14 protein-coding genes are annotated in these 23,264 nt (G+C 43.9%); 13 read left to right on the top strand and 1 reads right to left on the bottom strand.

Going from position 1 to position 23,264, the window contains the following annotated elements:
- Window positions 1-10 precede the first annotated feature (10 nt).
- The 12 genes from VYM24_RS07405 (at window position 11) to VYM24_RS07460 (ending at window position 20,382) form a co-directional block, all read left to right on the top strand.
- Window positions 11-2,446, top strand: coding sequence for a glycoside hydrolase family protein (locus tag VYM24_RS07405; RefSeq protein WP_330941883.1), 2,436 nt, complete (start codon window positions 11-13; stop codon window positions 2,444-2,446).
- An 8-nt stretch (window positions 2,447-2,454) separates the two neighbouring features.
- Window positions 2,455-3,279, top strand: a complete 825-nt coding sequence (locus VYM24_RS07410; RefSeq protein ID WP_007211897.1) for a sialate O-acetylesterase — start codon at window positions 2,455-2,457, stop codon at window positions 3,277-3,279.
- A 10-nt stretch (window positions 3,280-3,289) separates the two neighbouring features.
- Window positions 3,290-4,702, top strand: coding sequence for an alpha-L-fucosidase (locus tag VYM24_RS07415; RefSeq protein ID WP_299095933.1), 1,413 nt, complete (start codon window positions 3,290-3,292; stop codon window positions 4,700-4,702).
- Window positions 4,703-4,732: 30 nt separating this feature from the next.
- A complete protein-coding gene (locus VYM24_RS07420; RefSeq protein ID WP_330941884.1) occupies window positions 4,733-6,007 on the top strand; it encodes an alpha/beta hydrolase in 1,275 nt (424 codons plus the stop codon).
- Complete coding sequence (locus tag VYM24_RS07425; RefSeq protein WP_299095927.1) at window positions 5,988-7,931, top strand: beta-L-arabinofuranosidase domain-containing protein; 1,944 nt, start codon at window positions 5,988-5,990, stop codon at window positions 7,929-7,931. Before VYM24_RS07420 ends, VYM24_RS07425 begins: the two co-directional genes overlap by 20 nt.
- A 20-nt stretch (window positions 7,932-7,951) precedes the next feature.
- The gene (locus VYM24_RS07430) at window positions 7,952-10,150 is read left to right on the top strand and encodes a beta-glucosidase family protein (RefSeq protein ID WP_330941885.1); all 2,199 of its coding nucleotides are present in this window, start codon (window positions 7,952-7,954) and stop codon (window positions 10,148-10,150) included.
- A gap of 1 nt (window position 10,151) precedes the next feature.
- Window positions 10,152-10,976, top strand: a complete 825-nt coding sequence (locus tag VYM24_RS07435) for an alpha/beta hydrolase (protein WP_330941886.1) — start codon at window positions 10,152-10,154, stop codon at window positions 10,974-10,976.
- Between the two features lie 10 nt (window positions 10,977-10,986).
- Window positions 10,987-12,375 carry a GDSL-type esterase/lipase family protein gene (locus VYM24_RS07440; protein ID WP_330941887.1) on the top strand — a complete coding sequence of 463 codons (1,389 nt, stop codon included), beginning with the start codon at window positions 10,987-10,989 and terminating at the stop codon, window positions 12,373-12,375.
- A gap of 232 nt (window positions 12,376-12,607) precedes the next feature.
- Complete coding sequence (locus VYM24_RS07445) at window positions 12,608-13,996, top strand: hypothetical protein (RefSeq protein ID WP_299095914.1); 1,389 nt, start codon at window positions 12,608-12,610, stop codon at window positions 13,994-13,996.
- On the top strand, window positions 13,996-16,326 hold the full coding sequence (locus VYM24_RS07450) for a glycosyl hydrolase family 28-related protein (protein ID WP_330941888.1): 2,331 nt from the start codon (window positions 13,996-13,998) through the stop codon (window positions 16,324-16,326). Before VYM24_RS07445 ends, VYM24_RS07450 begins: the two co-directional genes overlap by 1 nt.
- A 75-nt stretch (window positions 16,327-16,401) precedes the next feature.
- Window positions 16,402-18,690: an FAD-dependent oxidoreductase gene (locus VYM24_RS07455; protein ID WP_299095910.1), complete on the top strand. Its 2,289-nt coding sequence runs from the start codon at window positions 16,402-16,404 to the stop codon at window positions 18,688-18,690.
- A gap of 27 nt (window positions 18,691-18,717) precedes the next feature.
- Window positions 18,718-20,382, top strand: coding sequence for a sodium:solute symporter family protein (locus tag VYM24_RS07460; RefSeq protein ID WP_299095908.1), 1,665 nt, complete (start codon window positions 18,718-18,720; stop codon window positions 20,380-20,382).
- A 188-nt stretch (window positions 20,383-20,570) separates the two neighbouring features.
- On the opposite strand, the gene VYM24_RS07465 is transcribed toward VYM24_RS07460, so the two are convergent.
- The gene (locus VYM24_RS07465) at window positions 20,571-21,449 is read right to left on the bottom strand and encodes a PepSY-like domain-containing protein (RefSeq protein WP_299095906.1); all 879 of its coding nucleotides are present in this window, start codon (window positions 21,447-21,449) and stop codon (window positions 20,571-20,573) included.
- Between the two features lie 183 nt (window positions 21,450-21,632).
- Between VYM24_RS07465 and VYM24_RS07470 the strand changes: the two genes are divergently transcribed.
- Window positions 21,633-22,802: a DUF418 domain-containing protein gene (locus tag VYM24_RS07470; RefSeq protein ID WP_291550036.1), complete on the top strand. Its 1,170-nt coding sequence runs from the start codon at window positions 21,633-21,635 to the stop codon at window positions 22,800-22,802.
- The last annotated feature ends 462 nt before the right edge of the window (window positions 22,803-23,264 follow it).

The following is a 23,264-nucleotide window of genomic DNA, read 5'->3' on the forward strand; positions in this document are numbered from 1 at the left end:
AAATACGTTTATGAAATATTTGTTTTCTACGTTACTCATTGCTTGTGTGAGTGTACTGATGTCCGCCCAGCCCAAACTGAATCTTAATACGGGCAGTGTCGATATTGAATGGCAACAGGAGGAGGATGGCTGGCATATCTCGTGCATTAAAATCGACGGGAAACAGATTCCTGCCCCTGAGGGATATTACACGATTCTGTATCTGGATCGTAATCCGGCAAAGGATCTGGTTGATCAGGATCTTGAAGGAAAGGATTTTACATTTTATCCGTCAAAAGCAGAAATGCTTCCCGATGGTGCTCTGAAATTTTCTCACAGTCTCCGTTTCGGGGACGTTGAAGCAATATGGAAGGTAGATCCGTCATTTCCGTCTGATATAAAGGTCGATATGAAGGTCAGGCTGTCGACGAACGGTTCCGTATCCATCGCCACCCCTACGATTACCGTCTTCGAAGAGGACAATATATCATGGGCGATGATTCCGGGTAATTGGTATGGCAATGAAATCCAATATAATCTGAACATGGCTAAAACTTATAGCATGGGCATTCCTTGTGTTCCGATGCTTGCCCAAGAACGCAATACGATGACTCTGTGTCCGCTGTATTCGTCGAAGGATGGCTATACCTTAGCTGTTATTCCAGATCCGGGGACGGAAACCGACCCGATAGCCGGCAAAGTTCCGGATAAGAACCCTAATTCCTTGGGATTGAGTTTAGCGAACAGGCATAATGAACTTACTCCCGTGGTTTATCACCCTGTACTCGGGCAGGTGGGTGCCAAGAACAAAGCCGGAGATGAAGTGTCGTTTGGATTCCGTTATACCTTGAAGAACTCGGGCTGGTTCGATGTATTCCAGCATGCAGTGAACGATGTTTTCGCCTTACTATCATCCTTGGATTTGCTTACCAACAAGGTGTCTTTGTCCGAGCGCGTGAGCCGGCTTCAGAAATTCCTGCGCAAAGATAAAGAGTCAAGCTGGAAAACATGGCAGAGCAGAGGTGAGACAATAGGTGCCAACGGTTCCAAGATTGCTGACGCTGGTACCATGTTTATGATTGCACGAAACGGGCAGGATTCCGTAATGAGCAGCCGTCTTCACTATGTGAGGAATTATAAAATGATTCAGCAGCAGACAGAACCGGGATATTTCTGCGGTGCTGCTCTCGGAGAATATGCGGATATAGACGGTGTGGAGTCGGAAAGGGGCAATTGGATAGAACCTTTGCATACGACCTATTATACTATGGTCGATTTCGGAAATATGCTTCTATTCAATCCTGATGACAAGGAATTGCTCGAAAGGTTGAGGATGGCAGGTGACAGATTGCTTGCATGGCAGAAAGATGATGGAAGTTTTGAGGTCGGCTATGACAGATTTTCTATGAAACCGTCTTTCCCGGATCTTAAGGATTACAGACCAACCTGGTATGGATTGTACATAGCATATAAGCACTTGAAAGACAAGAAATACCTTGACGCAGCCTGCAAAGGTGCAGACTGGCAGCAGGAAAACGGAGTGGATAAGGGATATTATCTCGGAGTATGCGGTGATGGACGCAATATCTGGGATTTCTGTACGGCACAGACATCTCGTGCCTATATGGACTTGTATGAAATAACGGGTAACGAGGCATATAAACAGGCATCTATAGATGCCGCCATGATTTACGCGACGTCTATATTCACCAATCCGGTAATGACTGATGAAACGAAATACATCGGCGAGCAAGCATATAAAGACTGGGAACTGAATCAGACCGGTCTTGGTGTGGAGCATATACGAGGTACAGCAGTAAATGGACCGATTTTGATATCAAGTTACGCAGGTCTGTTCGTGAAGATGTATGAATGGACGGAGGAACCGGTCTTCCTTACTATGGCAAGAGCCGCGTCAATCGGAAGAAATGCTTTTGTTGACCAAGAAAGCGGATGCGCAGTCTATTACTGGCACGGAATGAATGAGTTGAAAAAATATTCCACAATGTTCCCGTGGCATGCATACTGGCAGATTGGCTGGATTGTGGATTATCTGATTGCGGAGGCTGGTTTGCGTTCGGACAGTAATATTTCGTTCCCATATGGCTACATGACTCCTAAGGTTGGCCCACACGTCACATATGGATTTGCACCCGGTAATATTTACGGTAAGAAAGCGGATCTTCTGTTCAGACCGGATATGGTCGGTTGCGATAATCCGGAGATTGAATTCCTTACCGCTTTGTCAGAGAACGGCACGAAGTTATACCTGATTGCAATGTGTCAGTCTAATGACAGTCAGTCATGTACTGTGACTTTGAATTTGTCGCAGTTAGTTGCGAAGAAGACAGGTTTCCGTTCTGCTAAGGCTCTTCAGGGTAAAATTATTAGGTCGGCAGGAAAGAAAGGGCAGATCAATCTTGATTTTGCTCCATGGGGTATGAATGTCATTGAAATTTCACTATAAATGATTTTATGGAACGATTTTTTATATTGTTGATTTTAGCGGGGCTGTCCGTTTCGGGAGTTGCCCAAAAGAGTATGTGGCTCATAGCTGGACAGAGTAATGCTTCCGGAATGGGTGATAGAAGAACTTCGATGAAATACTATAGCAAAGAGTGTTTCGACTATGTACAATCCGGAGATTCGTTGAAAATACTGCAGGACCCAGTAGGTGAGAACGGCAAGTATTTCGGCAAGGCGAACAGCGGCAGCATCAGTCCTTCGTTCGCGTGGAACCTTAATAAAATGACAGGTGATTCGGTTGTAGTGGTGTCTGCGGCGAGGGGAGGAAGTGCATGCTCCACTACAGGAGAGACAATCTACGGTACTTGGGCGGAAAAGGGTGTCTTGCCCTTGTTCGATGCAGCGATGGCTAAATGTAATTCTGCGATTGCCGTTACAGGATTGAAATTCAGTGGGGTGATCTGGCTTCAAGGAGAACGTGACGCAAATGCTATCAATGATGGGAAAATGGACGGTGAAGATTATGAGGCGGCGCTTCGCAATCTTATACTCCGGTTCAGAAAGCATCTCCATGATGCCGACCTTCCTTTCTATATAGTCCTCACTGGACAATATGTCGACCGTCCGCAAGAGGGCTATCATCAGGTTCGTGCGGCACAACGCAGACTGTCTGAAAAAATGCATGGAGTTCATCTTGTAGCTGCGGATCCTTGGCTTTTTCCACAGATGAATATGATGACGGATGACATCCATTACAGCCAATACGCATATAATCTTATCGGGGAGACTATAGCCCGCCAGATTTACGAAGCAAGAAGTATTGATTCTAAATAAAATGAGGAAAATGAAGAAAAAAGTAATAGCATCACTTTTTGCCATGTTTATCGGAGGAATTGCAGTATTTGCACAGGATCCGATGGTGGAAAAAAAGAATACTGACAGTAAACCTCCTTATATCTATCCGGAGGAAAGCATTGTAAGGGAAAATATAGAAAAGTGGCAGGATATGAAATTCGGTATGTTTATCCATTGGGGAACATACAGCCAATGGGGTATAGTAGAGTCCTGGTCCATTTGTCCGGAAGCATATAAATTCTGTATGGTGAGGCCGGAAGGAATGAACTATTTTGACTATGTCCGGAAGTATGAAGATTTGAAAAAGACATTCAATCCTGTAAAATTCAATCCTGAAAAATGGGCTGGAGCGGCGGAGTATGCTGGAATGAAATATGTGATTTTCACAACTAAACATCATGACGGATTCAACATGTACGATACTCAGTACAGTGACTATAAAATAACCGATGCCGAATGTCCGTTCCACACAGATGCGAATGCTGACATTGCAAAGGGAATTTTCGATGCATTTCGTGACAAAGGTATGATGGCAGGTGCTTACTATTCCATAGCGGATTGGAACAATAACGACTATTGGTGGGATTATTTCCCTCCAAAAGACAGGAATGTAAATTATCCTCCTGAAATGTTCCCGGAAAAATGGCAGCGCCTAAATGACTTTATCAACAATCAGTTGAATGAACTGACCGGAGGCAAGTACGGTAACCTCGGCATGCTGTGGTTCGACCTGTGCGATGCTTCTCCTGACAGGCATCCGCAGTGGGAAAGATTCGCAAAGACGGTCAGAACCAATCAGCCTGGAATCATGATGGTGGCAAGACATACGAATACCATCTATGAAAATTACAGGACTCCGGAACAGAAAATACCGGATCGTGCCTTGGACTATCCTTGGGAGGCTTGTATGACTATGGCTACTCAGTGGTCATACAAACCGGATGATAGTTACAAATCCGCGCATGACATTCTGACTACCCTCGTACAGATAGTTTCACGTGGAGGAAACTTTCTACTGAATGTCGGACCTGGTCCTGACGGAGAACTTGCTCCGGAGGCATATCAGCGGCTTAAGGAAATCGGTGACTGGATGCAGGTTAACTCGGAAGGCATCTATGGAACGAAAGCGATTGCTCCTTACAAAGAGGACAGAATAGCGTTTACTTCAAAAGATGACAACGTATATGCCTTTTACTTGAATGCCAAGGATGAATATATGCCGTCTGTGGTGAAAATCAGATCATTCGTTCCGGTTTCTGCCAAATCGGTATTTCTGATGGGGCATAATCGTCCCCTCAAATGGAAAAAAACTGGAGACGGAATAGAAATAATCATACCGGAGTCTGTCAGAAAGAATCCTCCTTGCGATTTGGTCTGGGGTTTTAAATTGAAGGTTAAATAGAGTGTTCCGAATTATTGATTCCATTTTGAGATGAAGCTTTTTTTCTTTGTAATTTTGTCTGCGATGACTTTCTGCCCGGTGTGGCCTAGTACCGGAAAACTGCCGGATGTTCCGTCCGTGCTGTTTCTTGGAGTGGATTTCCCTGAAGAAAGTGCCACCTATATTGAAGACCAAATTGCTTCCGGGCTGAAAATACTGGATTTGACAGACAGCCCGGAAGTAACATACCGCTGTGTAAGGGGAATAAAGGAAGCGGCGGAGGTCATATCTACGGAAAAAACAGGAAGATATAGAGTGTTTGTCATACAATGTAGAGATTTGGAGACTAATGAGAATACTTTCCGTAAAATCCGCTTAATGGCTTCCAGGCAAAATACCGACATATTATGGATGACATCCGATACGGCTCAGATTGTTTCCTGTAATTGTGATTTTGCTGATTATGAGGGCTTTTGCGCCAATCAGAAAAGTTATGACTGGAAGCGGTGCATATCATATATCGCAGATGCCGTGTCTCAATGGTGGACCGGTATGGCAGAAGGAAATAGAGGTATTGAAAGGCTGCCTGTATGGCAGGGCGAAATTCCTGATTATGAATATTCCGGGCCGGAATATATCAATTCAATAGCGCGTATCGACAGGATTTCCGAACCGGAATTGGAAGTTTTCCTTCCTCGTCAGTCAGGAAAGTCTCCGGTGGTAATCTTTTTTCCGGGAGGAGGATTGAGCTATACTGGCTTTATCAGAAATGCGCGTGAGGCGGCAGAGCTGCTGAGGCCATATGGAGTTGCGGTAATCGGTGTAAAATACAGGGTGAAACGTGGACTTGACGTGGCTTTGGAAGATGCAAGACAAGCCGTAAGGAGAGTCAGAGAGAAAGCTTCCGAGTGGAATATAGATGAAAATGCAATCGGAGTAGCAGGACAGTCGGCAGGTGCGCTGATTGTATTGAGGCTGGCTTCAGCCGATTGCCCAGACGCCTCTTCGCGCCCTGACTATGTGATTCCATTAACGAGCTGGTACTACGGGAAACAGAAATGGCCGTTCAGGTTCGATGCTGAGACTCCTCCTTTTTTTATGCGTCATGCGACTAATGACAGCGGTTACGGTTTTGCACTTAGTGTCAGGGAAAAACTCTTGGAGGCCGGAGTTGCATTGGATTGGAAGACGGTCGATGATGGGGGACACGGAGCTTTTGAAATCACTGTCGATGGTTATGGACATGACTGGACGGCCGAACTGGTAGAATGGATGAGAAAAAATAAAATATTGAAAACCGATAATCATGAAAAAGAAGTTGATTAGATTGTTTATTGCGGTCGGTCTTGTCTTGGGGTTTGGCTCATGTGCTGATGTGACTGACACTCCTGAATATTATGGAGTATATAAGGAAGCGAATATAGAAAATATAAGGCCGTCCTCGTGGTTAAGAGAAATATTACAGAGACAGAGAGATGGCCTCGGGCTTAACCGCAAGGAGTCAGGCTATCCTTATAACACATGTCTGTGGAATGGAATAATCCCGAAGGGAGGAAATCCGATTGCGAAAGGCTGGTGGCCTTATGAACAGTCGGGATATATGATTGACGGTCTGTATAGGTGTGGAATATTCCTGAGAGACAGTGTACTTATGCAGCTCGGTTCCGACAATGTCGGATATGTCTTGACCCATCCCCGGGCCAACGGAATGCTAGGTCCGGAAACCCTTGGTGAGAACCAGTGGGCATTTTCTGTATTCGCACGGACGCTGCTTGCATATTACGACTATACCGAAGACGACAGGATTCCGGTTCTGCTGAAAAAACATTTTTCTGCTTTGAATGATACTTTGACCAACAGGCAGACTTGTATCATAGAAAGCATGTGCAAAATGTATTCATATACGGGCGACAAGGAAATCCTGCAGAAAGCCGGGCATATTTGGGACCTGTTCAGTATGAACGGGGGAACAAAAGACAATGAAGTGTTCATCCATGGGGATATGGTCTCTTCAAAGCCGATTGACGTACATGGTGTGACGGCAGCTGAAGTTTCCAAACAGCCGTTGATTCTGTATCTTTATACCGGTAGGCAAGAATATCTCGATGCCGCGCTTGGTTTCTATTCTTCCGTGGAACGGGAAAACGAACTTCCAGATGGGATACCGGCTTCATATGAAAGCTTGTTTCCTAAGCATGCGGAAGCGCTGCATGAGACCTGTGATATCAGTGACTTCATATGGAGTTACGGTTACATGCTGATGGCAACCGGAGATGTCAAGTGGGCGGATAAGATGGAATCAGCTGTGTATAATGCAGCCTTGGGAGCTATTAATAAAGATTTTAAGGCTTTGCAGTACTTCTCATCTCCGAATCAGTTATTGGCAACTGAAAAAAGCTCCATGGCTCCGTACGGTGAAGAGGGCTTGTCGCGTCAGGCTTACAGACCGGGCTTTGACGTCGAATGTTGTTCCGGCAATGTCCACAGGATGTTTCCGAATTATATTTCAAGGATGTGGCTGAATGGTGACGAGCATGAGATAGTTGCCGCTTTGTACGGTCCGTCGGAATATAGGACAGAAATTAATGGCACAAAAGTATGTATAACGGAAGATACTTCTTATCCTTTCTCCGGGAAAATAACATTCAGGTTTGCTCTCGACGGTGCCCCTGTCAGAATACCGTTTACCGTGAGAATTCCATCATGGGTAGAGAATGCAAAGTTGACAGTCAATGCAGAACAGCCGAAAGAATATCATGCAGGAGGGTTCAGTACGATAGAAAGACGATTTAAGGATGGGGATGTCGTAGAATTGGACATCGATATGAAACCGAGGACAGAGAAAAGAACTGATGCCGGAATTAATGTATATATGGGGCCATTGCTGTATTCTGTAGATATTGATGAGAATGTTGAGATCATAAAGGACCAGTTCAAGACATCGGTAGCTTTTCCTGCATATAACGTGACCCCTGCTTCTAAGTGGAATTTCGGTCTGCCTGAAAATCCTGAAATAACAGTGGTGAACACAGGGAAAGAAGGATTCCCGTGGACACCAGATTCAACACCTGTCAAGCTTAAAGTAACTGCATTTGAAATTCCTGAATGGCGACTTTTGGGTGATACGACTCCTGGGCTACCCGAAGAAAAAAATCAGGTATCGTCAGAATGTGAAGAGATAGAAATGGTACCGTCCGGATGTACAAGGATAAGAATGACGACGCTTCCGGTGGTTGAATATTGTAAATGAAATTTAAAATTAAAGTAATTATGAGTAGAATTACGATGACTGTATTGTCTGTCCTTTTTTTGATATCCGCGTGTACATCAGGATCCAAAACGGGAACTAACAGACAATTGCCCGTTTATCTTGATGAATCCAAAACGATAGACGAGAGAGTAGAAGATATTATTCCGCGTCTTACACTGGAAGAAAAGGTGGCATTATGTCATGCTCAGTCCAAATTCAGTTCTCCCGGAGTGCAACGACTCGGTATTCCTGAGTTGTGGATGAATGACGGGCCGTTCGGTGTAAGAAGCGAAGTCCTTTACAACAGTTGGACAAAAGCGGAAACTACCAATGATTCCTGTACGGCATTTCCGGCTCTTACGGTTCTTGCATCCAGCTGGAATACGGAACTTGCGTCTCAATACGGTCAAGCTCTCAGTGAAGAGGCGAACTATCGGGAAAAAGACGTTCAGCTTGCTCCGGGAGTAAATATCGCAAGGACACCTCTTAACGGAAGAAACTTCGAGTATATGGGTGAAGATCCTTTTTTAGTTTCGAAAATTGCTGTTCCGTATATCAAAGCCATTCAGGATAACGGTATTGCTGTATGTGTGAAGCACTTTGCACTTAATAATCAGGAGTATCAGAGAGATACCATTAATGTAGAAGTGTCTGAAAGGGCACTGCGAGAGATTTATCTTCCTGCCTTTAAAGCTGCTGTAACAGAGGCTGGGGCATGGTCTGTAATGGGGGCATATAATAAATTCAGAGGACAATACTGCTGCCACAATAACTATCTCATCAATGATATTCTTAAAGAGGAGTGGAAATTTGACGGAGCAGTCATCTCGGACTGGAGCGGAACAAAGAATGCGTATGAGGCTGCAATGAACGGACTTGATATAGAAATGGGAACATTAAAGCCATATAATAAGTATTATATGGCCGATTCTCTCCTGTATTTTGTTCGTAATGGCAAAGTACCTATGGAAAAACTTGACGATAAGGTCAGACGTGTTCTTAAACTTAATCTAAGAACGGCAATGAACCGCAATCGCCCTTGGGGAAGTTTTAATACGAAAGAGCATACTGACTTGGCACGCCATATTGCAGAGCAAGGGATTGTATTGTTGAAAAATCGCGATAATATTCTTCCGGTAGATACTAAAAAATGCAGGAAAATAGCTGTAATAGGGGAAAATGCTGTCAGAACCCATGCCAGTAATGGAGGTGCTGCTGCTCTTAAACCAAGATATGAAATTACTCCGCTTGCGGGTATCGAATCGCGTTTTGGAAAAGAAGTGGAAGTGTCTTTTGCAAGGGGATATAGTGCTTATACTCCAATGATAGACGGAAGGATCGCTTCTCCGGCTTATGACAATATGCAGTTGGCGGTAGAAGCGGTAAAACTTGCTAGAGAAAGTGATCTTGTGATATTTGTGGGAGGTCTTAATCATAACTGGAGGCAGGACAGCGAAGGATATGACAGAGAATTGTACAGCCTTCCTTATGGACAGCCGGAACTCATACGTAGAATCCTCGAAGTGAACAGTAATGTCGTGCTGGTTCTTGTTTCCGGAAATGCCGTGGATTTGCGTTTTGCTGAAGATGTCCCATCCATTGTGCAGGCATGGTACTGCGGTTCCGAGTCAGGACATGCCATAGCTTCCGTGTTGTCCGGAGATGTCAATCCGTCAGGCAAACTACCTATCTCATTTCCTGCAACCCTTGAAGATTGCGGAGCGCATGCGTTTGGGCCCGAAACATATCCGGGAGTTAATGAAACCGTGACATATTCAGAAGATATCTATGTCGGATACAGATGGTTCGATTCAAAGAATATTACCCCTATGTATGCTTTCGGACATGGTTTGAGCTATACTTCCTATGAATATTCGGATGCAGGGACCGATCGCTTCGTCTACAGTCCTGGTGACAAGGTAAAGGTGTCATTCAGTGTGAAGAACACGGGAGCACGTGATGGTGATGAAATATCTCAGGTTTATGTTTCTCAAATCAACCCGTCTTCCGAACGGCCGGTAAAAGAACTTAAAGAGTTTGCACGCACTTCTTTGAAATCAGGTGAGTCCAAAGTGGTTGAAGTGGAACTTCCTGTTGATGACTGGGCATTTTGGGATGAACAGTTGGGTGGATGGACTTTGGAAAAGGGTAGATATGACATAAGTATAGCAGCAGCTTCCGATGATATCAAATATGTAGTTAGTGTTGAAATCAAATAATATGCGAAAATTATTTTTAATCATTTTAATAACGCTGGGTTCTGTGCTTGTCAATGCACAGAACTTGGTTCTACCACTATATGGTGAGGCTGAATTTGAGAAGATTGCTTCCCTTGATGATGAAATGCCTGAATTGCATGTGTACCTTACGGATAGACCGTGTAGTCAGGCAGTCGTGGTTTGCCCCGGTGGTGGATACAAAGGACTCTCTTTCAGTTCGGAGGGAGTCTCTGTGGCAAAATGGCTAAATCAGAACGGCATTGCAGCCTTTGTCGTCAAATACAGGATGCCGGCGGGAAGGCAAGAGGTGCCTGTCGGAGATTTGACAAGGGCTTTTGAAATAGTGATGGCCAATGCGGATAAATGGAATCTTGATTTTTGTAAAATCGGTCTGATGGGATTTTCAGCAGGAGGCCATCTTGCGGCAACGGGGCTTGTGACGTTGAAGGGTGAATTGAAACCTGATTTCGGTATTTTGGTCTATCCGGTAATATCTATGAAAAAGAATATTACCCACCAGTTCTCAAGATTTAACCTTATGGGGAAAAGTCCATCTGAAGATACTGTAATTAAATTCTCTACGGAAGAGCAAGTTGCTGAGGATACCCCTGCGACCATTCTTTTTCACTGTTCAGATGATCCGGCAGTGAGACCAGAAAATTCCATCGTGTTCTATCAGGCATTACTGAGGAATACTGTTCCTGCTGAAATACATATCTATCCGAAAGGCAGACATGGTTGGGGCTTTATCGAGGGGGCTCCTTTTCCTTATTTCAATGAATTCAAAACTACTGTTCTGAGGTGGATTGCAGAACAGAACAACTAAATTTTATAATATGATTAGAACTCTGTTATTGGCAGTTTGGCTTATGTTTATGCTTGCTCCTGCCAGCCTTGCTGTAGAAAAAGAAAAAATCAAGGTTGCTTGTATTGGCAACAGCATCACTTTCGGTGCAGGTTTATCCAATCAGGCAAGGGACAGCTATCCTGCGGTGCTTGGGCAAATGCTCGGTTCCGGTTATGACGTGAGAAACTTCGGAGTTAGTGGCACCACTGTGCTTTCTTCCGGAGACAGTCCCTACATAAATACCCGCGTGTATAAACAGGTATTTGATTTTCAACCAGATATAGTGTTTGTTAAATTCGGTACCAATGATTCAAAGGGTGGTAATTGGAAGCATAAGGATGAGTTTAAAGGAGACATGCAGGCTATGATTGACGTGTTCTCGGGTATGGATTCTAAACCTAAAATTTATTTGTGTCTCCCTGCTACATGCTATATTGAAAAAGGTTCGATTAAAGACAGCGTTATAGTTCATGGTGTAATCCCTCGCATTAGGGAAGTTGCAGAGAAAAACCGTCTTGAAATAGTCGACATGCATGCCGCGACTTCCGGAATGCGAGAACATTTCCCTGATAAACTGCATCCGGACAGGGTAGCATCTTTGGAGATGGCAAAATGTGCGTATGGGGCGATGACCGGAATTTCCAAAGAATTCCAGCTTCAGGATTTCCCCGGGGTCAAGACTAAATGGAGGGGTTATGATAAATATGATTTCGAGTTCAACGGGAGAAAGGCTAATATAGTAGCTCCTGCCAAGCCTCTTCCCGGTAAGCCTTGGATTTGGAGGCCTGCTTTTTTCGGGGCTTTTCCTGCTGTAGATATCGCAATGCTAGCATTGGGCTACCATGTAGTGCATTATGACTTGGCATTCCTTTATGGAAGCCCGAGATCTCAGGAACTCGGAACCCTGTTTTACAATGCCATGATTAAGTATTACGGCTTTTCGGAAAAAGTTGTCCTTGAAGGATTTAGTAGAGGCGGACTCTTTGCAGTCGATTGGGCGGCAGCAAATCCGGAGAAAGTATCGTGTATCTATCTTGATGCTCCGGTGTGCGATATTACGAGCTGGCCCAGTCGTGAAAGGACTGACTTATGGCAGGAGTTTCTGCAGGAGTGGAATATCAAGGAAGAGGATATGAAAAATTTCAAGGGTAATCCTATCGACAATCTGAAACCTTTGGCAAAATCGAAGATTCCGATTATAGCTGTAGCAGGAGATAGTGATAAAACTGTGCCTTATGATGAGAATCTTGAAATTTTGGCGGCACGTTATAAAAAACTTCGGGGAGAGATTGAGGTAATCGTCAAAGAAGGTTGCGATCATCATCCTCACAGTCTTGACGCACCAGCTCCTATTATTAAATTCATATTGAACCACTAAAAAATTGTTCCACGTTGAATACAAGCGGAATCTGGTTGGACACGACTGGATTCCGCTTATTTATAAATCAATATATTTCTGTTCTTTACGTGTTAAAACGTTCCCGGGAACGTTTGCGATGATTTATACTATAAAATGCTTGTGTGTTGATACTTATGAACATATATTTGTACGTGCTCAGTGAGTGCGAAAGACATAATATATAACCAACTATTAATAATTAAACCCAAAAATGACGTTGATTAGAATTACATGGAAAATGCTTGTTTTGCTCACAGTCTTAATCTTTGTCGGAACTCTGCATGCAGCGGATAAGACCGGACAGGATGAATGGCGATTCGCAAGCTATGGAAAAGCTGCTAAGGGATCCGTTACTATGGATTCCAACACTCTGACAATTAAGACAGAGAACACAAAAAATGCCTTCTTTGAATCTGATGAATACAGTTTTGCATATAAAGAACAGCCGTTTTTGCATGACGATTGTTCAAAGTCTGTGATAACGGTGAAAATTGACGATATTAAGAAAGGTTCTGCCGGTATTATGATGAGATCCACTGATAGGCAAAGTTCGGCGAATGTACATCTTGAAGCGACTGCTACCGGAGATTTATTCGTTTTTTTTAGACAGCAGGAAGGAGGTAGTACCTCTTACAGACGAGTGGGGTATATCGGTTTTCCTGTTGAGATAAGGCTTACGAGACAAGGGAATTCTTTTTTGAGTCATTATAAAAATGCCGCTGATGAGTGGGTTAAAGGCCCAGCTGTTTTTGTCGATCTTGGAGAAACGCATTTGTCCGGTTTTTATGCCTGTTCCGGAAATGACAATCAAATAGGCTACGATGTGGATTCTTCTCGTAAAATGCAGGTGACATTCAGGGACTGGACTATTGAATACAGCGATAATTTTATCCCTGCGGAAGATAATTTTGTCGACAAGGAGCCGATTACACCGAATACTCTTTTGAGAGAGAATTTTGCAGATGGTAGTTTATCCAATGTGCCTGCAAGTGTTGTGAATCCGGTATGGAACGGTATCAAATTTGCAGAATTGCCTTATGCGGAAGACGGCAGCAGATATTGGAGAAAACGTGGCGATGGTATATACTATTTGGGCGACAAGAAATGGGCTGATTATGAAGTTGCCGTCCGGTTCTCTTTTCCGGAGCCGGCTATGAGTACTTCCGAATTTTCAGTGCAGATGCGCTACCAGAATATAGCAATGTATTCAAAAATGCTGAAATATTACGGGGTAAGCCTGAAAAACGGTAATGAAATCACTCTGAATAAATACAAGTCGGGTGGGAATACTATAGAGCCGCTCCAAAAGGTGAAAGTAGATTCGTATGATGACGGAAGTATGCACGAACTTAGGATTCGTGTAATGGATAAGGATTACGAAGTCTTGTGGGATGGCGAAAGCGTCATAAAAGGATCAGATACCAAAGAACCTATAACCTATGGGAATATAGGTTTGAAATTCACGGACTGTGATATAAACTTATACCGTATAGAAGTGACTGAGATAAAAGATGAAATCAACGGAAATCTTGATAACTATCTGTTGGATTATTACGACACGAAAATCCCTGATTATATTATTAAACAATATTTGAAATAATGGAATTGAATAAAATATTTTTATCTGGATTGACCTTTCTATGGGTTTGTTCCGGCAACGGCTATTCTGCCGATAGGCAAGATGGTAAATTCGAACCTAAGTTGTTTCAGGTAACAACTGCAGAGACAAGACCGAATGATGCAGTACTTATCAGGGGTGAATATCTTGACAAGATAAAGTCGATAAAGGTTTTTACCCTCGACAATGGAAATGTCGGCAATGCCGAGCCTGCGTATGTCCCGCTCCCTGTAGAGGACAGGCTGCCCGATGCAAATGGTACCAACCTTCGTACCGGGCCGTTGGCATCCTATAAGGCTAAAACGGTGGACTTGCTGCAGCAAAAGGAGCAGTCTCTTAAGTTTATTGTGCCCGAGGATTTGAAGAACGGGGTTTTCAGTGTGGAAATGACGGATGTCAATAATGAAAAGGCTTATTTTTATCTGAACGTTCCGATTGTCCGTTGGGCTTTGAGCGAGGATGGTGAATGTGCGGTTGCCGGAGATTATCTCAGGGTTCAGGGAAAGAATCTTTTACGGGATAAGGACAAGGCGCATGCTGTACTTGTTCCGCTAAAAGGCGGAAAAAATGTAAGATGCAAGGTTACGGATTTTTTTGACGACTTTTCCGTAAGTGTTGATATTCCGGACAACACGCCATTAGGCACATATTATTTGTATTACCATAACGGAATGGGGGGAAAGACAGCATGGAGCGAACCTTTGCGGATAGATGTGGTGTCTAAATCTCCTGACTGGTGGGGTGTGAAAGTATTTAATGTGATGGACTACGGTGCCGTGGGCGATGGCGTCCATAATGAAACCGCAGCTTTCCGTGCAGCTCTTCATGCTGCCGGACAAAATGGTGGCGGTAAGGTATATGTGCCGAGAGGCAGATATATGCTTACGGGTGAGCTCATTCTTTCTCCAAACACATTGATTGAGGGAGAATCAAAGGAGCTGACTCATATTTTCTGGAATCCTCTCAATTGGGATTTGTATGAATTGCCTAACAGCCTTATTAGCGGAACTCATCATTTCGGTTTGAGAAACTTAGTAATGTGGTCTTCACGTGCGTGGGGAGTCATCATGTCTACGGGTCCCGTGGAAGAACAAGGGACGATATTGCTCGAAAATCTGATTGTGCGTCAGACAGGACAGCTCAGCGGTATGATATATCAGGTGAAGTCGAATAGGGATCAAGTAGAGGCGGAGTTTCACAGCAGATGGAGCAAAACAGGGATAATTCTTCGTGGCAAGAATCTTAAAGTAAGGAATTGCGTCTTCAATTCAGCCGGCATGTACACTTTCTATGCAGCGGGAGGATTTGTCCAAAATTGCCGTTTCGAGAGACATACCACAGGTACTAACCAACCATATATGCTGGTACATCCAAAAGGGTTGATATTCGAAGATTGTTATAAGCAGGGGGACGGTTTTGGGTATGCTTCAAGTATTGACGAAAGCAGGAACCTTTATGAAGCACGCAATTATATTCCGTTCGATTATACCAATGACCGCGAGTGTATGACTCTTGATGGCGGTAGCGGCGGATATTACGGACCTGTAAAATCCGTCGAGGGTAATATAATTACTATCCCAGAAGATGCGGAAACCAATCAATGGACTGAAAACCACTGGAATGGCGGAGGAGTCTATATTATTAACGGGACGGGAGCCGGGCAGTTCAGACGTATCCGCAGCCATACTCTGACAAAAATTGAGTTGGATCAGCCGTTTCTTGTACAACCGGATGCCACATCTGAAATAAGTGTTACCACCGTAAGGCATCATTTGTATTTCATCAATAATGAGGCAGTCGATGTAGGAGCTTATCAGTTGTATGGTTCTGTACAGAATTGTGTGATTTCCGGTATGACGATGACACGGTGTAACGGAATTGTAGGCAGAGGATCGCTGTTGTATCGGGGGAAACAGCCTGAGTGGTATATCGATATCGTCAATTGCCGTCTTAAGGAGGGTAATTACAGTCATTGGTTCGGTATTGATGACAGAGGGCATTCCGGTCACCAAAGTATAAATCTAATCGGCAGCGGAGGAACCGGTATGAGCATAGGCACTGTTATCAGGAGGAATGTACTTAGTGAATATAGTTATATCCGTACTTCCCCGGGAGCCAATCCGGATGCGGTAACGGACGTTATAATCGAAGACAACTCGTTTGATATCGCAAAGAATGCCATATTGTTGGGTGGAAATGCCACTAATACGTCTGGTGTTCTGATTCATAACAACAGATACAATGAGGTAGACAAAAGATTGGAAACCAATGTTAATAAAGATAGTTACCTTGTCATCGATGACAACCTATGAGGATATTTTTCCGATGCGGACGACCTTTGAGGATAACAAAGTTTCTAATCAGGGTCCGATAATACGAAAACGATTATGATAACAAAGAATATAGCGAAAAACAGAACTTTTACAAATGTAGTATTGAATGCGGACTATGTGGTAGCTGGAGGTGGACTTACGGGGGTGTGCAGTGCAATTGCCGCCGCCCGTGAAGGACTTCGGGTTGTCCTTATACAGGATCGTCCCGTACTTGGAGGCAATGCTTCCAGTGAAGTTCGCCTCTGGGCATTAGGTGCCACTTCACACATGGGTAACAACAACCGGTGGTCACGTGAAGGAGGCATCATTGATGAAATCCTTGTAGAAAATGTATACCGCAATAAGGAGGGGAATCCTGTGCTTTTTGACATGGTGCTGATGGATAAGGTATTGACAGAAAAAAATATCACCTTGCTTCTTAACACAACCTTGTATAAGGTTGATAAGAGCAATGATCGGAACATATCTTCTGTTACGGCTATAAATTCGCAGAACGGGACAGAATACTCTATTTCAGGACAGATATTTGCAGACTGTACCGGAGATGGTACGTTAGGTTATCTTACCGGGGCATCATTCAGAATGGGGGCGGAAGACAGAACTGTGTATGGTGAAGAATTTGCACCGGACAAGCAAGAGTATGGAGAATTGCTCGGGCACAGCATATTGTTCTATATTAAAGACATTGGCAAGCCGGTGGAATATACCGCTCCAAACTTTGCGTTAAAGGATGTCGAAACATTGATACCGAAGTTACAGAATCCAAATTATTTCAATGTAAATCAATTGGGCTGTAAATATTGGTGGCTTGAGTATGGCGGACGCCTCGATACTATTCTGGACACGGAGGAAATCAAATACGAATTATGGAAAGTTGTCTATGGTGTCTGGGATTATATAAAGAATTCAGGGAAATTTCCTCAGGCAAAGACCCTGACGCTTGAATGGGTGGGACTTTTCCCGGGTAAACGTGAAAGCCGCAGGTTCAACGGTCTTTATACTCTGACGCAGCAGGATATTATCAACCAGTCAACCCACTATGATGCGGTGGCATATGGTGGATGGGCAATTGATCTTCATCCTGCGGATGGTGTGTATGCTGGAGGAAATGGCTGTCATCAGTGGCACAGCAAAGGTGTCTATCAGATTCCTTACCGTTGCTATGTAACTCCGGACCTTGATAACCTTTTCGTGGGTGGGCGCATCATTTCCTCAAGCCACGTGGCAAACGGTACTACTCGAGTCATGTGTACGTCGGCTCTCGGTGGAGAAGTCATTGGACGTGCCGCGTCAATTTGTCTTTCAAAGGGATATAAGCCGATAGACCTTGTTGATAGGGACAGGATAGGTTTGTTGCAATCACTCCTTGTTAAAAACGGAAACTTTATACCGGGTATTGCTGTGGCGGTTGAGGACAATCTTGCCGACTCTGCGGAAATATCGGTGTCATCCGTGCTTGAACTTGACGATTTGCCAGCCGACGGTACCTGGTTTGGATTAGACTATCCTATTGCTCAACTCATACCGGTGAATGGTAAAGTGCCGGTGGTCAGGATGAATGTAAAGGCAGATAATGCAACAAGGCTTGTTATGGAATTGAGAAGTTCATCCAAGAGTGAGAACTACACTCCGGATACTATTGATGCAGTTCTGGAATTCGATTTGAAAAAAGATGAGAATGAGATTGTTGCAGACTTTTCCTATTCATACGCGACTCCGCGTTATGCTTTTATCTGCCTGATGAAAAATCCTGAGATTTCAGTGCCGATGAGCGGGCGGTTAGTCACAGGATTGACTGCCGTGTATAACTACATAAACCCTGCCGTGTCGAATTTCGGAAAGCAGGTTCCACCTGAAGGAATAGGGGTGGAGGAATTTGAATTCTGGTGTCCGAAACGCCGTCCGGAGAGCAAGAATATAGCGATGTCGTTTGCCCCGCCTCTTGCGTCTTTCAGCTCGGAAAATTTAAGGAATTCTTATTACCGTCCGTATATAGGTACTAATGCCTGGGTAGCAGCTTTCGATGATGCAAGACCTGAAGTATGTTTCAAGTGGGATGGGAGGAAACAAATTAAAACCATTATCTTGTACTTCGATACCGATACGGATCAGGCAATGGAGACCGTCCAGATGGGGCATTTCGATGCCTGTGTCCCGACTTGCTACAGGGAGTACATAGTCCGGGATTCAGAGGGCAAGGAACTTTATCATATTACAGGCAATCATCAGACACTCAATGTGCTTGAACTTGATCAGCCGGTGACGACCGACGCCATTTATGTCAACTTTGTCCGTCCTTGTGGTGATGTCTGTCCGGGGCTTATGGGAGTGTATGTGTGTTAAGGTAACATTGATAATAAATAAACTGAAATGAATATACTTGATTGCATAACCATTATCCTATTTTCGATAGGAGTGTTGATTACAGGAGTGTCTTTTTCCAAGACAGGAAAGGATATGAAAAGTTTTTTCTCAGGTGGCGGCAACGTACCGTGGGGAATGAGTGGACTTTCATTGTTCATGGGATTTTTCTCGGCAGGAACTTTCGTCGTGTGGGGGTCGATAGCCTATTCGTATGGAATGGTATCAATCATTATCCAGCTTACAATGGCTGTTGCCGGGTATGCCGTAGGCACATGGATTGCTCCCCGATGGCATCGTACCCGCAGTCTCACGGCTGCCGAATACATAACGGGCCGTCTTGGTGTCAAGACACAGAAGACATATACCTATATTTTTTTGGCTGTGTCGGTTTTTACTACGGGTTCGTTTCTTTATCCCGTAGCTAAAATAGTCGAAGTTACTACGGGTATTCCTCTGACCACAGCTATCTTCGCTTTAGGGGCATTCAGCATGGTTTATGTTGCTCTCGGAGGTTTGCGAGGAGTGGTTGTGACTGATGTCCTTCAGTTCGTAATTCTTTTTGCGGCAGTGGTGATAGCTGTTCCGCTTGCTTTCGACAAGATTGGTGGAGTCGGTACATTTTTCGAAAAGGTTCCGGAAGGATTTTTCGAACTCTTTGAAGGTGAGTACACTCCCGGGTTCGTGATAGCCTTTGCTGTCTATAATATGTTTTTCCTCGGAGGCAACTGGGCTTATGTTCAGAGGTATACTTCAGTAAAGACGGAAAGGGATTCACGGAAAACAGGTTGGCTTTTCGGTGTGCTCTACACAATCAGTCCGATTCTGTGGATGTTGATACCCATGATTTACCGAGTCTATAATCCGTCATTGTCAGGTCTTGAAAACGAAGGGGCATATCTTCTGATGTGCAAGGAAGCCATGCCCGACGGATTGCTTGGTCTGATGCTCGGAGGAATGATTTTCGCAACAGCGAGTTCTCTCAATGCCACTCTGAACATATCGGCAGGTGTGGTTACCAACGACATATTCAAGAGAATGCGTCCTGATGCTTCTGAAAAGACATTAATGAACGTGGCGAGGATTTCCACATGGGGATTCGGAATAATGGCTATTATTGTAGCGCTTCTGATACGCTCTATGGGAGGCATTGTACACGTTGTAATCAGCGTGGCGGCATTGACGGGAGTTCCGGTTTACCTTCCTGTGATATGGTCTTTGTTCTCAAAGCGGCAAACTGCGCGCACGATACTCTCAGCGACATTTATAAGCCTTGCCATCAACTTGATATTCAAGTTTGTGACTCCGCATTTCGGCTTGGCTCTTGATAGGACATGGGAAATGATAGTCGGTACCGCGGTTCCTGTAATACTGCTTACCGGGATTGAGGTGGTGCTGAAGGCAAAAGAATTCATAGCTCCGGAATATATGGCCTATATTTCAGGACGGAATGTAAGGATGCATCAGGAAGACGCAGGCGATACTGAAGAGTCTAAACGGACTAACAGGTTTACACAGAAAGTGTTGGGCATTGGTCTCGGACTGTCCGGTGTGCTTATTACAGTTCTCGGTTTCATTGCGGAGGAAAACATTGTCGTACCTGTCGCTGTTGGGTTAGTTGTGGCATTGATAGGAATCTATTTGCTTATTTTATCATTGCGCCGTCCGCTTTAGAAGCCTTTTAGTTTTTCTTCCTACTGATAACGTGGGCTCGATATAAGAATTAAATTAATTCGATTGAATAATAGGGACATAGCGATAAAAGTCTTAAGTTTATAATAGCAAATTATAACCTTTGAACGATTATCGCTATGTTCGCAGAGCCTAAAGTTATGATTCAAGCTGCATCTGATTATCACCGGTTAAATAAACTCCCCGTTTTCGTTGATCTTTACTTTCACTTCCTTTTCTCCTTGCTCCAATTCTATCCAGTAGTAGTTTCCGGTAGGAGTTTCAACATATTCGGTATCATCCACTGCATAGCCGCTATATTGTGAGGCATTAATGGCTTCTGTCACTTTAATCGGGAGTACATATACATCCCATGAGGTTGAAATCCATTCATAGCTTGTGTTGAACAATACTTCTTTGCTTCGGTTTTCATGTATGATGTCCACTTCAATCATTCCTTTCTCCTGTTCAATCTCAACAATGCGGGCATTGGGATAATTCTTCTGTATGAATTCCGTTACGGCAGTAACCGTACCCGACGGGGCATCCGGTAGCAATGATTCGTTATTGCCATCACCGTCATCATTCACGGCTTTAATGAGGATACCGTCTGCTGAATAATGCAGATCCATATCTACGTCCTGTGCCGATTCCACTTCTATGATGTAGATGATCTCTTTTTCAGTTCCGGCACGTTCAATGCGCTCCACTTCATTATCTCTCTTCCAGGAAGCGTATTCACTGCTTTCGAAAGAAGTCTTTATTGCTTGCGGAATATCGCTATATGGCATTTCTGTTTCAGTCATGTACCATGAGCCGTCTGCCATATACCAGGCTTCCGTCTTATAACCGTTGTCGCTCTTGTTGTTGAATTCCGCTTTGTAGAATTGTCCTTGTGAGACGGTTTTTGTTTCCCAACTCAGGTTAGCGGCGTTGGAAAAACTGTTGTCGAATGCACTGCGTACGGCTTCGGGTACTTTGGAGTTTGGAAGATCGTCATCATCATCGCTACAACTTTGCAGGCCTAACATGCCCATCGCCAATAAGGCTAAATACATTTTCAGTTTCATAGTTACTTATTTTTTTAGAGTTTACTAATATTATTGTTTTCTTTGACTATTGCTGATTATGTTGCAAAGATGGCGGGCAATTCTGGAAGAAATTGGGAATTTGACTCCAAAAGTGGATAATAAATTCTATATTTGCGATTTTAACATTAAAAAGAGCAGATTACTGAATGAACTTATACTAATATGGTACAGGAATTGGAAAAACGCACCCGTATTGACGTAGCCGATGTGCTGCGCGGACTCGCCGTTATGGGCATCATTGTATTACACTCCATTGAACACTTTAATTTCTATTCATTTCCCGATACGAGCACTCAGAGTGCGTGGCTTAACTTTTCAGATAAAGCCATTTGGGACGGACTCTTTTTCATGTTCGGAGGAAAGGCTTATGCTGTGTTTGCCCTGCTTTTTGGGTTTAGTTTCTTTATTCAGGATAATAATCAGCGTATGCGTGGCAATGATTTTCGTTTGCGTTTCTGCTGGCGATTGATATTATTATTCATTCTTGGTAATATAAATGCGGCCTTTTTCACGGCTGAAGTATTGGTGCTCTATTCTTTAGTCGGATTCATTTTACCACTTACCTGTCGGCTAAAAGATAAATGGCTGTTTATTCTGGCATGTGTGCTTCTGATACAGCCATTACCACTTTATTATGTGATACATGCTTGTGTAGACCCTTCTTTTGTGACTCCCTCTATTCCGACTGGTAGCTACTGGGGAGCTGCTTTCCAGGTGCAGAGCCACGGTACATTTCTTGAAACCCTGCGTGTGAATTTGTGGGAAGGGCAGATTGCCAGTCTTGCATGGGCTTGGGACCATGGACGTGTGTTTCAGACTGCCGCTCTTTTCCTGTTTGGTTTGTTGATAGGACGTCGGGAGCTTTTCCTGAAGGAGAATCTGAAGTTTTGGAATAAGGTACTTTGTGGTGCTCTTATCGCTTTCTTCCCTCTGTATGGATTGGGCAATATGTTGCCGGACTTCATTGCTAATAAGTCTATTCTTACCCCCTTGTTACTTATCATAACTTCCCTGTCCAAGTTTGCATTTATGCTGATATTGGTGTCGGGTGTTATCTTTGCTTTCTATCGGACAAACCTACACGACTGGTTGATGAAGATTACTCCTTACGGTAAGATGAGCCTTACAAATTATATTACTCAGAGCATTATTGGTTCGTTGTTGTTCTATAATTGGGGACTTGCGCTTCACTCTCAGTTGGGCATAACAGCCAGCTTCCTGGTAGGGGTAGTGCTCTTCATCGTGCAGCTCGCTTTCTGCCGGTGGTGGATGAGCCGTCATGCGCACGGGCCGCTGGAATATTTGTGGAAGCGGGCGACTTGGTTGAAATAAAGTATCATTCTACACCCGCTATTTTTGAGAAAATGTTCTTTCCGTTCTTTCAGAACTCTCTGGATTCCCTGTTCATCGGCATTACGGCTGAAACCTCCAACCTTATAGTTGCTTCAGGTATCTTTCAGCTGAAACACCGATGAACAGGGGGATCGGGAAAAACTGAAAGACTGCAGGAGGAAAAAGAACACTTAATGTATTGAATAATATCTGAAAACAAGTAATGTTGTGATCCGGAACAAGTAATGTTGAGAATGATTACATTGCTTGTTCTTATCCACAACAAGCAATGTAATTTCAGGCAAGTCCGATTCCGTTGACTTTAACGTCTATATATCGGTGGCGTTGGATATATAGATACTGCATATCCGATATATAGATGCGACACGTCCGATATACAGATGCGACACGTCCGATATATAGATGTGGCATGTCCGATATATTGACTTTTATTCCTTTCCA

Origin of the sequence: Bacteroides sp. MSB163 (assembly GCF_036416795.1) — a bacterium.
GTDB classification, from domain to species: domain Bacteria; phylum Bacteroidota; class Bacteroidia; order Bacteroidales; family Bacteroidaceae; genus Bacteroides; species Bacteroides maternus.